The following is a 16,484-nucleotide window of genomic DNA, read 5'->3' on the forward strand; positions in this document are numbered from 1 at the left end:
AAGGGCCTTTCTCGTTCATTTTGCCAATTCAAGTCTTTAATTTGGAATCTATCTAAATAAAATTTCCCTACTTGACTGGATAACTCTTTCACAAACCAAATGGTTCTTCAAAAAATTCTTTTATTTTTATAGTTATGCTTCAGCGTTATATTTTTTGGTTAAAGTCAAATTTCGGATTTTCGAGGAAAGAATCGAGAGGATTTCTGCTTGTGGTTCCGGTTCTCTTGATTTTTTATGCAGTGCCAAAGCTTGTTCAAAAGCTAAATCAAGGTTCCTGGGTGGTAGACGAGCAGCAGACAATGATCGATTCTCTTTTGACAGCAGGCTGGAAATGGGAAGAATCAGGTCCAACCTTCAATCGCCAAGACACCGTGAGTAAAAAAACTGCTCCTACGTCGACTGGTATTCAGATGATCCCATTTGCTCAGGCAGACTCCATAGTTCTTCAAATTGTCCCCGGAATTGGACCAACTTTGGCCGGCCGAATAATTAAGTACCGAGACAATCTCGGTGGGTTTCATTCCAAAAGTCAGCTAAATGAAGTCTACGGTGTGAAAGAGGAAGTAGGAGATCTGGTTTGGGAATACTTTGAATTCCAATCAGCTATCACTAATAAACTTAAAATCAATCTCTCTGACATCCCTGAAATAGCCACACATCCCTACATAAATTATGGACAAGCCAAGGTCATAGTTGCTTATCGCGAACAACATGGACCTTACGCGAATCAAGAAGACCTGCAAAAAATCAGGATTTTTACGCCGGATTGGATTTCAAAAATCGCCCCCTATCTGGATTTTAGCACAGAAAGTAATTAGCCGATCGATCATAAAACGCCACTTTTCTTCCATATTTGTGAGATGAAAAATGAGTCCAAGATTCAGCTGCCTAGATTGAATTTGCCAGAGATTAACCCAAAGCTATCTGAGCAAAAAGAAGGGGTTTGCATCTGGGACGAAATTCGAAAGAAAAACCTACTCCTTACTCCTGAGGAATGGGTGAGGCAGCATTGGGTGAGTTTTTTGATCAAGGATTTGAATTTTCCCAAAGGGCTTATTTCCCTAGAGAAAGGCCTGGTGTACAATAAACTTCAGAAAAGAACAGATATCTTGGTTTTAGATCGACATGGTAAACCTTACCTCCTGATCGAATGTAAAGCCCCAGAAATACCTATATCCCAAAAAACCATGGTGCAAGCCGCAGTCTACCATCAGGAGTTAAAGTCCGAGTTCTTGATTCTTTCTAATGGAATCAAACATGTTAGTCTGAGATGGGATTTTCAGAAAAAAAGCTTCGAACAATTAAAAAATTTTCCAGTAACTCCTGAATAATTGATTTTGTTTAACTGATTTTTATCAGTCTTTTTTTATATTATGCAAAATTAGTTAAGAGTAAAATTCCCATGCCTACGAATACGACTAGCACCCCTTGTGAACTTTGCGCAAGTCGAAAACATTCCTTGTTTTCAGAGCTTAGCGAGCAACATATTTGCACCATTTCAGAACAAAAGAATTCCATTTCCCACAAAAAGGGTCAGATTTTATATTATGAGGGCACAAAGCCTCTAGGAATTTTCTGTATCAAATCTGGAGTTGTCAAGGTTTACAAAACTGCTTCAAATGGCAAGGAGCAAATCATTCACCTTGCTAAAGGTGGAGATTTCCTAGGATACACGGCATTACTCGGAGAAGAGAACTATGGCAATTCGGCCATGATTATCGAAGAGGCAACAATCTGCTTTATACCAAGGGAGTCCTTTCTCAGCACACTTTTTTCTAACACCCCATTTTTTAAGCGGATCACCAAGGCATTGAGCCATGAGATCGGTGTGATGGAGGAAAAGCTAACTGACTCCACCCAGAAAAGCATTCGGGAGCGATTGGCTTTTGTACTCTTGCAGCTCTCTCAATCCTTCGGAGTGGAGGGGGATAGCAATCGTAAAATTGACCTCATTCTAAGTAGAGAAGAAATAGCGGGTCTAGTGGGCACGGCCACAGAGTCCGTCATCCGCTTGCTTTCAGAGTTTAAAAAGGATAAGCTGATCCAACTGGAAGGAAAGCGAATTATTATCAAAGACCCCAAAGGACTGGCGAGGCTCTCTGATTTTTATGCTTAACTGAACCTCAGAGAGATTTTACGAGTTAAGATGCTAACCGCTTTGCATTTGTATGAAAGTTCGATTAAAGCTCCTATTATTTTCAGTTTTACTTTTCTTTTCCACTTCTCTTTATCCAAATCTGGGAGAAATCAGTGCGCAAAGCCTGGCCTACAAAACGCTTTTGGGTACCCTCTATGACGATGATTTCCCAGTGATTCATCCTGAAAATATCCAGAACCTGTCCTCGTATCAGGTCCTCGATACTCGAGAGAAAAATGAATATGAAGTGAGTCATCTCAAAGATGCGATTTGGATTGGCTTCGACACTTTTGAGCTAGATGAGCTTCAAAAACTGGACAAGTCTAAACCAGTTTTGGTTTACTGTACGGTAGGAGCAAGGTCCCAAGAAATCGGAAAAAAGCTTTCTGAACTCGGTTTTTCAAACGTATCTAACCTTTACGGAGGAATTATTCATTGGGTGAATGAGGGGAATCCAGTTTATCGAGATGCTTTGCAAACTGATCAAGTTCATACTTATTCAAAGACTTGGGGCATCTGGCTCAACCGGGGTGAAAAGGTGTATGATTGATACTTTGGTCAATTTGACGACACTGTAGCCGAACTTTGGCGATCCCCCTACGATTAGTGGTTTATATTTAACCCATAACTCATGAAAATTTCACAATTCTTCGTTTTTCTCTTTATCACCCTATTTTCACTTGCATGCCATGGGTCAGCACCAGGTATGGTGGGCACTTCTGCCCCTGATCATCAGATTTGGGACGCTTTGCTAAAAAAGTATGTGGCTCCAAACGGGGATGTTAATTACAAAGGCTTTATTTCAGAAAAAGCTAAATTAGAAGAATACCTGAACCTAATCAGTAACAACGCTCCAGATAGAAGCACTTGGTCAAAAGATGAGCAGCTAGCCTATTGGATTAATGCCTACAATGCTTTTACGGTAAAGCTTATCGTGGACAACTACCCTGTAAAGAGTATTCGTGATCTAGGTCCCTCCTTGAAAATCCCTTTGATCAAAGATGTTTGGCATTATAAATTCTTCAAAATAGGTGGTCAGGAGTCGAGCTTGGATGAGATTGAGCATAGTATTCTGCGAAAGGAATTTGAAGAACCGAGAATCCATTTTGCCATCAATTGCGCTTCCGTGTCATGCCCTCCATTACTGAATGAGGCTTTTAAGGCTGATATAATTGAAAGCCAATTGCAACGAGTGGCTAAAACTTTTATAAATGATACAAGTAGGAATAAAATCACAAAAGATCGAATTGAGATCTCTTCGATTTTTTCTTGGTTCAAGGGGGATTTTACCAAGAACGGAAGTCTAATTGATTTTTTGAATCAATATAGTACAGTCAAAATCAGTCCGAATGCGAAGGTTTCTCATCTAGATTATGACTGGAATCTGAATGAATAGTCTTCGGATTTTGTAACTTCCAATTCTAACTTATCCCGAGCTTATCATGTCCACCCAGCGACACGTGGCTATCATCGGCAATGGTATCGCCGGTGTAACCTGCGCAAGACATCTGCGAAAAGCAGATGAGCATGTCAAAATCACCCTCATCTCCGGGGAGTCTAAATATTTTTTCTCGAGAACGGCCCTGATGTATATCTATATGGGGCATATGAAATTTGAGCATACTCAGCCTTATGAGAATTGGTTTTGGGAGAAAAACCGAATCGATCTCAAGCAGGCTTGGATCAAAAATGTGGATTATTCAAACAAGACTTTACATTGTGAAAATGGGGATAGTATTTCCTATGATCAGTTGGTTTTTGCAGTGGGCAGCAAGCCCAATAAGTTTGGATGGCCAGGTCAAGATTTAAAGGGCGTTCAAGGATTATATTCCAAACAAGACTTAGAAAACATGGAAGCAAACACTGCCTCGAACGTGAAGCGTGCGGTGATTGTAGGAGGTGGATTAATTGGGATAGAAATGGCCGAAATGTTGGCTTACAAAAAAATCCCCGTCACCTTTTTGGTTCGTGAATCTGGTTTTTGGAATAATGTGTTACCGAAGGAGGAGTCAGAATTAGTGGATAGACATATTCAAGAGCATCATATTGATCTCCGCTTGGAGACAGAACTCGAGCAAATAATCGGTGACTCGGCCGGCAAAGTGAAAGCTGTGAAACTCAAAAATGGAGAAGAAATCTCATGTGAATTCGTGGGGCTCACTGCTGGAGTATCTCCAAATATTGATTTCTTGAAAAATACAGAATTGGGAACTGTTCGAGGTATCAGGGTAAACCGATATTTTGAAACCAACCAACCCGATGTCTACGCAATCGGTGATTGTGCAGAGTTTGATGAAGCACCAGCAGCAGATCGAAGACCCATTGAGCAGGTTTGGTACACCGGACGAATGCATGGCGAAACCTTGGCCCAAACCCTTTCCGGCAAACGAACCAAATATCAGCCAGGGATTTGGTTTAATTCTGCTAAATTTCTCGATATCGAATACCAAACCTATGGAACAGTGCCACCGCAATTTGAAGGATTGGGTGTTCAGTCCTTTTACTGGGAACACCCAAATGGCAAAGTTTCATTCCGAATGTTGATGAATTCAGACGGGCAAATTTTAGGAGTCAACAATTTTGGATTTAGACTCCGACATGAATTCTTCGACCGAGCAATAAAGGAGGGCTGGTCAGGTAAGAAAGTAATTCAGAAACTGGATAAAGCGAATTTCGATCCGGAGTTTTTTGCTCCATACTATCAGCTTATTCAGAAAAAGTATCTCGAAGATTTTGGCGGAGATTTCAAGGTTTCTAAGTCCTCATTTATTCAAAAATTATTCGGAGCTAGAGTATGAAAATAATACAAAAATTAGGCTTAGTAATGTTTCTTATCGGTTTGGGGACTTTCATACTCATGCCTTTTCTGGGAACATACACCCTGACTGAGAAGCAGGTCATTGCTCAAACAAAAGAGATTCATCAAGAGAAAATGTCGGAGATTTTAGCGCCGATGTATGGTGTGGAATATGGAAGTAGTTTCTCCTTTTTGTCAGATTTCCATTCCTATTTCGGGAGCTATAATGATGAATTGAAAAGTCAATCCCTTTGGGATCAAGTGATCTGGGACGATTACAGTTTTCATTTGGCGCTGGCCTCAGTTAAAGGTCCCGTTAAATCAAATCCATGGCTTTTCTTTGCTCTTTGCATAGGAATGGCTGTGATCGGTGGTCTTTTTTATAATCTTCCAAAATACCAGGGCGAACCTGCGGGGATCAAGAATAATGGTATTTATCATTCAGCCATGAAAGCGAGAGGCTGGTTAGGGATGATCACAGGTACGTTTTTGATTTTGTTTTATGTCTTATTGTATTGGTTTCCAGCTTATTTAGCGAATCCTGTGCTGATGGTGAGTCCCTTAAGTGAGATTCTCAGTGGGAATCCGGCTAGTCAATGGTTCCTCTATGGCACTATTTATACACTAGCGATTGGGGTAATGGGGGTGCGAATGTTTCGAAAATATAGAGGCAATAAGTACCAGCAACTTAGGACTGCGTCAGTAATTTTTTTCCAAACGGCTTTTGCCTTTTTGATTCCGGAGATTTTAGTCTTGATGAATCAACCCTATTTTGATTTTAAGAATATCTGGCCTCTTGATTATGACTTCTTCTACAGCTACAATATTGATACTTTGACTAGCTCGGGTGGGATAGGCCTATTTATGCTTATGTGGGGAATTCTCCTCATTATCATAGGAGTCCCATTGTTCACTTATTTCTTTGGCAAAAGATGGTATTGCTCTTGGGTATGTGGCTGTGGAGGCTTAGCAGAGACCGTCGGCGATCCCTATCGTCAGCTTTCGGATAAATCCGTAAAAGCTTGGAAGTATGAGCGATACATTATTCACGGCGTCTTAGTATTGGCTGTTGTGATGACGGCTTTGACTCTCATCAATTATTTCTCTTCCTTTGCGCTGCTGGGCAATGTCACCAACCAATTGCATTCTTTTTATGGATTTGCCATCGGGGCTGCATTTGCTGGGATTGTTGGCACAGGCTTTTATCCCTTCATGGGGAACCGAGTTTGGTGTAGATTTGGTTGTCCACTCGCCGCCTATCTGGGATTGGTTCAGCGGTTTAAGTCCAGATTCCGCATCACTACCAATGGTGGTCAGTGTATTTCTTGTGGAAATTGCTCGACTTACTGTGAAATGGGAATTGACGTACGCTGGTATGCTCAGCGCGGCCAAAATATCGTCCGTTCGTCCTGTGTGGGTTGTGGGGTTTGTTCAGCGGTTTGCCCAAGAGGGGTATTGAAGTTAGAAAATGAAAATGAAGAGAATCGAATCAATGATATGCCTATCATTATTGGAAACGATTCGATAAAGTTGAATGCCTAAATGTTTTTCCTGTATTTCTTGATCGGAGTGTATGTCCTTGGCATGCTCTTTATTTTCTTTTACAGTCTTGTCCAAGGACAATTGCTTTTTCATTTTTTGAAAGCGCGAAAGGAGCACTCTGCCGCATTGCCTGTAGAAGGTCAGCTACCCAAAGTGACTATTCAGCTTCCTATTTTTAATGAACTTTATGTTACAGACAGATTATTAGATGCTGCCGCAAAAATCAACTATCCTAAGGAATTGCTTCAAATCCAAGTGTTAGATGATAGTACGGATCAAACCATGGAATTAATCCAAGAACGGATTAAATTTTATCCTGAGGTCAATTTTCAATATATCCATCGGGAGGACAGAAATGGCTTCAAGGCAGGTGCTCTGAAAGAAGGACTAGAGCAAGCTACTGGCGAATTCATTGCGATTTTCGATTCAGATTTTGTTCCAGACCCTGATTTTCTATTAAAAACGGTCCCGCATTTTTCAGACACAAATGTTGGCTTAGTGCAAACTCGTTGGACGCATTTGAACCGGGAATATTCCCTTTTGACCAGACTACAAGCTTTTGCCTTGGACGCACATTTTTTGGTGGAACAGATGGGAAGGAATCATCAAAATGCCTTTATCAATTTCAATGGGACAGCCGGAATCTGGCGAAAGGAATGCATCCTTGATGCCGGAAATTGGCATTCGGATACATTGACAGAAGATTTAGATTTGAGCTATCGAGCTCAGAAAAAGGGATGGAAATTCGTTTACAGGCCAGAAATTGAATCTCCAGCCGAACTCCCACCTATCATGTCGGCTGTCAAGTCACAGCAATTCCGCTGGACCAAAGGAGGTGCGGAGTGTGCATCCAAGCATATTAAAAGTGTACTCACTGGCAATTTTCCATTTCACACCAAGGTACACGCATTTGCGCACCTCTTCAATAGTAGCATATTCATAGCCATTTTACTGGTCAGCTTATCGAGTATTGGGGTTTGGTGGGCTGGTGTACAGGGATTGATTCCAGAGACCCTTTTCAAATGGGCCGGAATATTTATGATTGGTTTTGTCCTGATTGCTGGGGTTTATTTGGTCTCCTTTTTTTACGGAAAGAAGAGTTTTGCTCAAAGCTTTTTGGGAGCCCTCTGGCAATTACCGCTTTTCCTATCCGTATCTATGGGGCTAGCTTTGCACAATGCTCAGGCGGTATGGGAAGGACTAACAGGAAAGAAATCACCTTTTGTTCGTACACCAAAATTCAACTTGGAATCAGGTAAAATTGACTTGAAAATGAATCGATACTTACCTCATAAAATCCCAGTTACCACTTGGTTCGAAGGCTTATTTATGCTCATTTTCATGGGCATGGTTGGGTTGAATATTTGGGCAGGCACCTTTGCCATGCTTCCTTTTCACCTTATGCTGGCTGTGGGCTACGGACTTGTTTTTGTTTCCTCATTTCAGGCTTACGGTCTGGGCAAATAAATCATGAAGGTCAATCAACCTATTATAGATGTTATTATTCCTGCTTTCAATGAAGAGCAGTCTATCCCCTTAGTGATTCGAGATATCCCTGACATCGTTCGGTATGTGGTGGTTGCTAATAACAATTCCACCGATCAGACAAGTCAGGTCGCCGAAAAGGCAGGTGCTGTGGTGGTTTTTGAACCACAAAAAGGATATGGAAAAGCATGCTTAACTGCCATGGGTTGGATCAAAGAGCAGGAAGTGCAGCCAGATATTGTTGTGTTTTTAGATGGAGATTATAGTGATTATCCGCAGCAATTGACCGATTTGGTGAACCCAATTCTCACGCAGGGTGCTGACATGGTTATTGGCTCAAGGGCCTTAGGTCAGAAAGAAAAAGGCTCAATGACACCACCTCAAATTTTCGGGAATTGGCTTGCTACTCGCATGATGCGAGTGATGTACGGTGCAAAATATTCTGATTTGGGTCCTTTTCGAGCGATTCGTTGGAAGAGTCTACTGGATTTGGGTATGGAAGATCAGAACTATGGCTGGACCATAGAGATGCAAATCAAAGCGCATAAAAATGGGTTAAAGTCTGTGGAGGTCCCAGTCGATTACAAGCAACGAATCGGGGTGTCCAAAGTCAGTGGGACTGTGAAAGGCGTTTTTGGGGCAGGGTATAAAATAATTTTCACCATTTTTAAATATTGGTAATACGCAGAAACTATGAGAAATGTATTTGGAATGCTACTTCTGTCCGTGCTTTTCGCATGTGGGGAGAAGCAAAGGACGGCTGTTGACGAATCTCAATTTGCAAGTTATTGGTATCAAAATAAGGCAGAGATCAATGTCTATGCCTTGGATCAGGTGCGATACGGAGAAATTCGCAAGGGAGAGGCCGTTATGATTTTTGTGACAGAGGATTTTTCTACCAAGAAGCAGGTCAAATTGGATAATCCCCAACGTAGCCCTTCGGATGCTCGAAAGGTTCTGAAGCTGAACAAAACTCGTGAGTTTCAAACGGGAGTGTACCCTTATAACACCATGCTTTCTGTATTTACGCCGGTTTACGAGGAGTTAAATTCTCCCAAAGTCGTGGCTAGTGTTACCGAGTGGTGTGGCCAGTCCTTTACACAGATGAATTGGCGTAATAGCAATTACAACGTGCAGCAGTTTTCTTATTTCGAATCCGAGGGAGATCAAGATTTGAAGATCAATGCTCAAAGCGAAGATGAATTGTGGAATCTAATTCGACTGAATCCGGATCTGATTGAGGAAGGAATTTCAAGATTGATTCCAGGATTGGTTTATCAGCGATTTTCTCATGTCAAACTTCAAGTAGAAAATGCCTCAATTTCTAAAACTAGCGTCAATGCATCAGTGGAAGAAGTACAAGTGGAATATCAGGATCTCTCTAGAAAACTGAGTATTCGCTATCAAAAATCTTTTCCTCATGAAATTTTAAGTTGGGAAGAATCTGAGGTAAGCTCAGCTGGAGATACGCTCGTGACTAAGGCTATTCGAAAGAAAAAACAAATGCTGGACTACTGGAATCTGAACTCTAAATCTGATGAGGAACTAGCTAAGTCCTTATCCCTATGAACAAGACAAGCAACATTGTTCTAGCTTTAATTTTAGGGCTTTTGTTGCTTTTGGGGTCGCTTTACCTTGGTTATTTTGTGTCTAGGGAAGAATTCTGGACGCTGTTCGGTGTTTTTTCATTGCTCTTTGTTGGTGCTGGTTTTTTTATCAAACTTTATGGGAAATCATGGCAGTGGATATTTTTTCTTGGTCTGCTCATTCGGTTGGGTATGCTCCTCACTTTCCCAAAACTCTCTGATGACTATGCTCGATTCCTCTGGGATGGAGAGTTGGTTCGAATAGAACAAAATCCCTATTCCGAGATTCCAAGAGAATGGTTAGAAAAGAATCAAGACCTGACTAATCCATTCCTTGACAATCTTTTTGAATTGATGAATTCAAAGGATTATTATTCAGTCTATCCACCTTCCAATCAGCTCATCTTTTGGTTGGGAAGTTTGGGAGCAAAAATGGATCCTTGGCAAGGTATTGTTTGCTTGAGGATGATGATTTTGATTGGAGAAATAGGCCTTTACTTTATTTTTCTAAGCCTGATTAAGAAAGTGAATATTGTGCCAAGTAGGCTGGGTTGGTATTGGCTGAATCCTCTGGTGATTTTTGAATTGACAGTCAATTTGCATTTTGAAGGACTGGTTTTGCTCACCTTGATAGCTACTCTTTTGTTTTTGCAAAAAAAGAAAATACTTCTTTCTGGATTGATGGTGGGTTTGTCAGTGGGCCTCAAACTTCTTCCGCTGATTTTGCTTCCAGCTCTGTTTTTTTTCGTGAAAAAGAAACAGCTTATTCCGTTTGTTCTAGGCCTCTTTGGAATGCTTTTTATCTGTTTTGCACCGCTGATGTACGGAGATTCTCTATGGAATTTCCTCCAAAGTGTAAGACTGTATCAAGGTAAGTTCGAGTTTAATGCATCCGTTTACTACCTTCTTCGAGAGGTCGGGTTTTGGATTCAAGGATATAATACGATAGCTACACTCACCAAAATTTTGAGCGGATTGACGATGGTGTTGATTCTATGGCTTAGCTGGAGTCGAAGTGGGAAAGGTTTTAAAGAATTGATTCATACCTGGATGTTAGTGTATCTTATTTATTTGGTTTTGCAACCTGTGGTACATCCCTGGTATATCATTCCGGCTCTCGGGCTAAGTCTTTTTACTCAGTCTAAGATTTTTCTGGCATGGAGCTGGCTAATCATTTGGTCTTACATGGCGTATTCAAATCCAGAATTTACCGAAAACCCTTGGATCTTGACTTTGGAATATTTACCGCTTTTTATACTGATAGTTTCCGAATACTTTCGCCCTAGAAAGGATGAAAACCTTACCCAAAATCTGAGTCTATGAAATGCCCGGTTTACACTTTGATTCTTGCTCTTTTGATTTTTGGCTGCGCCAAAAGTCCTGAACAAGAGGCGATTGAAATCCTCAAAAAATCAATTGAGGCTCATGGAGGCCAAGAGAAGTGGGAGAGTGTGAGTAAACTCGAATTTCAAAAATGGGCTCAGCTGTTGGATGAAAATGCCAATATTGAAAGCGAGTCAGACCAGCATCAGGAATTCAGACTAAAGCCGAGCTTTGAAGGCAGAATTACCTGGGAAAAAGATAGTCTTACTCATGTCTCGAGTTTTGATGGCCGTAACATGTTTTATCGAATCGGAGACAATGAGATCAAAAATGAAGGATTTTTAGCCCAGAAAAAGAATGATATGGACGCGGCATTCTATGTGGTGGCGCAACCTTGGAAACTTTTGACAGATCCCGGAGCAACTTTTTCTTTTTTAGGCAAAGTGCCATTTAACGAAACCCAAGAAGTGCTTTCAATCCAAGTCAATTACGGTCCGGATGATGACGTGTGGTGGTATTATTTTGATCCAGAAACCTTTTTGATGGTGGGAAACGAAGTGCAACTGGATGATCATCGTAGTATGATTGTCAACGGGGCCCCGGAGTACGTGGATGGGTTCGTTTTCCATGGCATTCGGGAGAGTTTTCGGGTAGACCAAAACAGCCGTAAATTGTATCTTCGTGCCAGATACCGCTATTCAGATTACTCCTTGAGTTATTAATTTCAGACAAGGAATCAGTACTTACAATAGATACTAGTCAAAACACATTCACAATTTAAAACCATGCGACTCACTCATCTTACATTAATCTTTGTATTTGTATCCATTCTTTCGGCTTGCGATCAGCGCACCGAGGCGGAGAAGATTGTGGGCAATGCCATCGTCGCTCATGGTGGCGAGAAATACATGAGCGCAAAAATCTCATTTGATTTTAGAGATATTCACTACACTATTTTCAAAAGTCCCACAGCTTTTGAATACACTCGAGAATTCACAGACTCACTTGGGAATCAAATTACGGATTTATTAAACAATGAGGGCTTTGTGAGAGAGGCAAATGGTGTAGCTGTAGATACACTTACCGAAGAAAGAATTGGAGCCTTTTCTAGATCTGTAAACTCGGTGGCATATTTCACTTTTTTGCCCTACGGGCTTAATGATCCAGCGGCGATCAAAACCTATGAGGGGATCACCGAACTTGACGGAGAAAACTATCATTTGATTCGTGTGACCTTTAAGCAAGAAGGAGGAGGGGAAGACTTTGATGATGTGTTTCTTTATTGGATCGGTGTAGATGATTTTTACGTGGATTATTTGGCATACAGCTATCATACAGATGGCGGAGGAGTTCGCTTTCGTACCGTTAGAAACGTTCAGGAAGTGGGAGGCATTCGCTTCCAAGACTACCTTAACTGGAAGCCCGAGGATAAAAACACTCCAGTAGATAAAATGCAGGAACTTTACATTTCCGGAGAATTAGAGTTACTTTCAGAGATCAACCTAGAGAATATAGAAGTCAATTAAACTGCTGATGTCATGAATCCTCAAAAGCTTTCTTTCACTAATCAAAGAGGATTCGAGCTTTCGGCAGATTTGTACTTGCCTGTAGAGAGTCATCCTAAGTTTTATGCGATTTTTGCTCATTGTTTCACCTGTTCTAAAAACTTTTCAGCGGTCACCAAGATCTCTAATGCACTTTCTAATGAGGGAGTAGGGATTCTCAGTTTTGATTTTACCGGCTTGGGTAGGAGTGAAGGGGATCTGGTGGATTCTTCCTTTAGCTCCAATGTCACGGATCTTTTGGATGCTGCAAAGTACCTTGAGGAGCATTATCAAGCCCCACAAATGCTGATTGGGCATTCCTTGGGTGGTGCAGCCGTGCTTTATGTAGCAGCGGAACTACCGAGTATTCAAGCTATGGTCACGATAGGAGCTCCCTCGTATCCGGCTCATGTCAAGCACTTGTTCAAAGGTGGATTGGAAGAATTGGAAACTAAGGGTTCAGCCGAGGTGAGCATAGGAGGAAGACCTTTTCGGATTGATAAGCAGTTTGTGGACGATCTTGAGCAAAAGCCATTGGCGATATTTCTGAAGAAATTGAAAAAATCCCTGCTCATTTTACATTCTCCTCAAGACGAAATCGTGGATATCAGCAATGCCGCTGAAATTTATGGAGCTGCTTTTCATCCCAAAAGTTTTATTTCCTTGGATGGTGCTTCCCACCTGATCAATAATGTGGATGACAGCAAATACATTGGAGAGGTAATTGCGTCATGGAGTGGCAGATATGTGGAAGTCACCAAAATTGAAGGTCCTATTCATGATTTGGAAGGACATCAGGTGCAGGTTCGACTTTCTGGTTCTGGCTTTACCACTGAGGTAAAAACGCCCTTCCATCATTTGACTGCCGATGAGCCTCTTGAGGTAGGTGGATCCAATTTAGGGCCAACTCCTTATGATTTACTTATGGCCTCTTTGGGTACTTGTACTGCGATGACTTTGCGCATGTATGCAGATCGAAAAAAGTGGCCTTTAAAAGAAGTGGAGGTATTTCTCAATTTCGAAAGCACCCATAAGACCGATTCCGAAAACCCAAATGACTCCAAATCCAAAGTTGGACAATTTACTCGTTTGATTAGACTGGAAGGGGATTTGGATAAGGATCAGCAGAACCGACTAATGGAAATTGCAGACCGATGTCCAGTACACCGTACGCTGCACGAAGAAATCGCTGTGGTTACTGAGCAAATTTGAGATGCTGAATTTTGGAAAAAAATATCTCTTCAGTTCAATCGGGTTAATCCTAGTGCTATTTCTGGGAATATATTTTTTCCCCGAGGAAGACGCCCCTCTAGTCCAAGCTGAGCAAAAATGGAAAGGTGTCTGCTGGGTTGGAACTCGTGATTCACTCTCTGGCGGTGAGTTGGAACTTCTTCATCAAACCGGTGCTAATGCCCTTTCACAAACCCCTTTTGCTTTTCAGTCAGATGTTAATAATCCAGAAATCCGATGGAATGCCTATAATGATGGCAAGTGGTGGGGAGAGACAGCTCGTGGGATAGAAACTACCTTGGATCATTCAAAAGAGTTGGGTATAGCCAATATTTTGAAGCCACATATTTGGGTCAGAGGTAGCTGGCCTGGTGAAATTGAGATGCTAAACGAGGGGGACTGGGAGCTTTGGTTTGAAAATTATCTTGGCTTTATCATGGACTATGCGCGACTCGCTGAAGAACTTCAGATTCCAGTGCTTTGCATCGGGACAGAGCTAGAAAAAACCACACATCGAACAGAAGACTGGCGAAAAGTCATTTCCCAAATCAGGGAAGTCTATTCTGGAGAACTCATCTACGCGGCAAATTTTACAGAGTTTGAGAAAATTGAGTTTTGGGATGATTTAGATTACATAGGGATTCAAGCGTATTTCCCTTTGAGTAAAAATCATAAACCCACACTCGCCGAACTCAAGAAAGGCTGGGTAGACCCGATCAAAAAAATAGAAAAGTCCGTACGCCAATTTCAAAAACCAGTGGTCTTCACAGAAATCGGGTACTGTAATACGGTGGATGCGGCAGTTGAGCCTTGGGTGTGGCCTAATGAGCGGAAGGAAGTGGAGCTCTCAGAAGAAGTGCAAGCTCTCTGCTATCAAGCATTTTTTGAAACTGTTTGGGAAAAGCCATGGATGTCTGGGGTGTTTTTCTGGAAGTGGTTTCCAAAAGCACACAATCAAAATCCAGATTTTACTCCGCAAGGCAAAAAGGCCCAGGAAGTCATGACTGCATTTTTTTTACAGGATTAGAAATCAGATTTTTAAGTGATAAAAGTCATTCTTTTTTGAGTAGATATAGATTAGGTTCGTACTGAGTCTAAAGCTCGATTTAACTTAACCAAACTCAATAAAGCATGAAAAAAAATATGGGAAGTATCGACAGAGGCATACGCATTTTAGTGGCTGCCATTTTGGTGATTTTGTTTTTCTCAGGGCAGATTTCAGGTCTGATCGGAACGATTGCACTCGTAGTTGCAGGGATTTTTCTTGTCACTAGTTTCGTGAGTTTCTGTCCACTCTATGTTGCTTTAGGATTGAAAACGTCCAAGTCCTAAACTCTCATTACAATTCAAGTTGAGCCAGCATCTTTAGGATGCTGGCTTTTTTGTTTTTTGGTTGGGAGGTTGTACCAAAATTTTATTAAATAGGGATAGAAATTACCATCACCCTTATGAAAAAGAACGAAAGAAGAGAGTTTATCAAATCCACAGGTTTGGCCGGTCTGGGTCTTTTTGGAGCAAGTTCAGCAATGGCAGTTGATTTTGAAAATCTACCTAAACAGGCCCATAAAGGGTTGAAAAGGGTTCAATCTTTCAATATGTGTGGCTTTGCAGCGCCAAAGTTGGATGTTGTTCGAGTCGGTATTGTGGGGTTGGGGATGCGAGGGCCTGGAGCTGTGGATCGCTTGAGTAAGGTAGAAGGTGTGGAAATTCGAGCCCTTTGTGATTTGCTTCCTGATAGGGTAGCTAAGGCAAAAGATATGCTTGCTAATACCAGTCACCAACCGGATGGTTATTCAGGCAATGCCTATTCCTGGAAAGAAATGTGTGATCGAGATGATCTAGACTTGATTTATATCGCAACCCCATGGGAATGGCATACCCCTATGGCTGTGTTCGCTATGGAGGCGGGTAAACATGCCGCAGTGGAAGTGCCCGCTGCAAGAACTCTAGATGAGTGCTGGCAACTCATAGAAACATCAGAAAGGACCCAAAAGCATTGTATGCAACTGGAGAATTGTTGCTACGATTTTTTTGAATTAATGACCCTAAAGATGGCTCGCGAAGGCTTTTTTGGTGAGGTAGTTCATGCAGAAGGCGCGTACATCCATGATTTACTTTGGCTGAACTTTGATAAGGAAAAAGGCTACCAAGGCATGTGGCGGCTTAAAGAGAATTACAGAAATGGCAATCTTTATCCTACACATGGTTTGGGTCCCATCTGTCAGATTATGAATATCAACCGTGGTGATCAGATGGATTACCTGACGTCTTTAAGTTCCAATGATTTTCAGATGAAAAAAGAAGCCCAAAAGCTTGCTCAGGAGGACTTGTTTTGGACGGAATTTGCCGCTAAAAACTACCGCGGAAATATGAACACAACGGTAGTGAAAACTAAAAATGGTAAAAGCTTAATGATACAGCATGATGTAACTTCTCCACGACCTTATTCACGTTTGCATGTAGTGAGTGGTACGGAAGGTTACGCCCAAAAGTATCCTACCCAAAAGGTCTCTAAAGGTCACAGTTGGATGTCAGAGGATGAAATGCAAGAATTACAGAAAAAGTACACTCCAGAGATTGTCCAGAAAGTTGGAGATCTAGCCAAGGAAGTTGGAGGCCATGGGGGTATGGATTTTATGATGGATTGGAGATTAATTGATTGTCTCCGCAATGGTCTGCCGCTGGATCAGGATGTATACGATGCTGCCTTATGGAGTTGCATCAGCCCACTGAGCGAATGGTCGGTATCCAATCGGTCAAATTCAATTGACGTCCCTGATTTTACAGCAGGAAATTGGAAGACTAATAAGCCGGTACCGATTACTCTGAGAGGCTAACTC

17 protein-coding genes are annotated in these 16,484 nt (G+C 41.6%); all 17 read left to right on the forward strand.

Annotation, left to right across the window (positions count from 1 at the left end):
- Window positions 1-239 precede the first annotated feature (239 nt).
- On the forward strand, window positions 240-818 hold the full coding sequence (locus ACFOSV_RS10355; RefSeq protein ID WP_377905939.1) for a ComEA family DNA-binding protein: 579 nt from the start codon (window positions 240-242) through the stop codon (window positions 816-818).
- 42 nt (window positions 819-860) lie between these two features.
- Entirely contained in the window at window positions 861-1,331 is a 471-nt protein-coding gene (locus ACFOSV_RS10360) for a type I restriction enzyme HsdR N-terminal domain-containing protein (RefSeq protein WP_377905940.1), read from the forward strand.
- Window positions 1,332-1,402: 71 nt separating this feature from the next.
- On the forward strand, window positions 1,403-2,116 hold the full coding sequence (locus ACFOSV_RS10365) for a Crp/Fnr family transcriptional regulator (protein WP_377905941.1): 714 nt from the start codon (window positions 1,403-1,405) through the stop codon (window positions 2,114-2,116).
- A gap of 52 nt (window positions 2,117-2,168) precedes the next feature.
- A complete protein-coding gene (locus tag ACFOSV_RS10370; RefSeq protein ID WP_377905942.1) occupies window positions 2,169-2,687 on the forward strand; it encodes a rhodanese-like domain-containing protein in 519 nt (172 codons plus the stop codon).
- 81 nt (window positions 2,688-2,768) lie between these two features.
- Window positions 2,769-3,533: a DUF547 domain-containing protein gene (locus tag ACFOSV_RS10375; RefSeq protein ID WP_377905943.1), complete on the forward strand. Its 765-nt coding sequence runs from the start codon at window positions 2,769-2,771 to the stop codon at window positions 3,531-3,533.
- A 46-nt stretch (window positions 3,534-3,579) separates the two neighbouring features.
- Window positions 3,580-4,935: an NAD(P)/FAD-dependent oxidoreductase gene (locus tag ACFOSV_RS10380; RefSeq protein WP_377905944.1), complete on the forward strand. Its 1,356-nt coding sequence runs from the start codon at window positions 3,580-3,582 to the stop codon at window positions 4,933-4,935.
- Window positions 4,932-6,476, forward strand: a complete 1,545-nt coding sequence (locus ACFOSV_RS10385) for a 4Fe-4S binding protein (RefSeq protein WP_377905945.1) — start codon at window positions 4,932-4,934, stop codon at window positions 6,474-6,476. Before ACFOSV_RS10380 ends, ACFOSV_RS10385 begins: the two co-directional genes overlap by 4 nt.
- A complete protein-coding gene (locus tag ACFOSV_RS10390) occupies window positions 6,477-7,943 on the forward strand; it encodes a cellulose synthase family protein (RefSeq protein ID WP_377905946.1) in 1,467 nt (488 codons plus the stop codon). It begins immediately after the preceding gene.
- A gap of 3 nt (window positions 7,944-7,946) precedes the next feature.
- Window positions 7,947-8,642: a glycosyltransferase family 2 protein gene (locus ACFOSV_RS10395; RefSeq protein WP_377905947.1), complete on the forward strand. Its 696-nt coding sequence runs from the start codon at window positions 7,947-7,949 to the stop codon at window positions 8,640-8,642.
- 12 nt (window positions 8,643-8,654) lie between these two features.
- Entirely contained in the window at window positions 8,655-9,530 is an 876-nt protein-coding gene (locus ACFOSV_RS10400; RefSeq protein WP_377905948.1) for a hypothetical protein, read from the forward strand.
- Window positions 9,527-10,870: a glycosyltransferase 87 family protein gene (locus ACFOSV_RS10405; protein WP_377905949.1), complete on the forward strand. Its 1,344-nt coding sequence runs from the start codon at window positions 9,527-9,529 to the stop codon at window positions 10,868-10,870. The genes ACFOSV_RS10400 and ACFOSV_RS10405 overlap by 4 nt, the downstream gene beginning before the upstream one ends.
- The gene (locus tag ACFOSV_RS10410; protein ID WP_377905950.1) at window positions 10,867-11,592 is read left to right on the forward strand and encodes a hypothetical protein; all 726 of its coding nucleotides are present in this window, start codon (window positions 10,867-10,869) and stop codon (window positions 11,590-11,592) included. Before ACFOSV_RS10405 ends, ACFOSV_RS10410 begins: the two co-directional genes overlap by 4 nt.
- A gap of 63 nt (window positions 11,593-11,655) precedes the next feature.
- Window positions 11,656-12,396, forward strand: coding sequence for a DUF6503 family protein (locus tag ACFOSV_RS10415; RefSeq protein WP_377905951.1), 741 nt, complete (start codon window positions 11,656-11,658; stop codon window positions 12,394-12,396).
- A 12-nt stretch (window positions 12,397-12,408) separates the two neighbouring features.
- Window positions 12,409-13,626 (forward strand): bifunctional alpha/beta hydrolase/OsmC family protein, encoded by a 1,218-nt coding sequence (locus ACFOSV_RS10420; RefSeq protein ID WP_377905952.1) that lies wholly within the window; start codon window positions 12,409-12,411, stop codon window positions 13,624-13,626.
- A 1-nt stretch (window position 13,627) separates the two neighbouring features.
- Window positions 13,628-14,671 (forward strand): glycoside hydrolase family 113, encoded by a 1,044-nt coding sequence (locus tag ACFOSV_RS10425; protein WP_377905953.1) that lies wholly within the window; start codon window positions 13,628-13,630, stop codon window positions 14,669-14,671.
- A 104-nt stretch (window positions 14,672-14,775) separates the two neighbouring features.
- Window positions 14,776-14,976 (forward strand): YgaP family membrane protein, encoded by a 201-nt coding sequence (locus ACFOSV_RS10430; protein WP_377905954.1) that lies wholly within the window; start codon window positions 14,776-14,778, stop codon window positions 14,974-14,976.
- 116 nt (window positions 14,977-15,092) lie between these two features.
- Window positions 15,093-16,481: a Gfo/Idh/MocA family protein gene (locus tag ACFOSV_RS10435; RefSeq protein WP_377905955.1), complete on the forward strand. Its 1,389-nt coding sequence runs from the start codon at window positions 15,093-15,095 to the stop codon at window positions 16,479-16,481.
- Window positions 16,482-16,484 lie beyond the last annotated feature (3 nt).

This window comes from Algoriphagus namhaensis, assembly GCF_042649705.1.
GTDB lineage: Bacteria > Bacteroidota > Bacteroidia > Cytophagales > Cyclobacteriaceae > Algoriphagus > Algoriphagus namhaensis.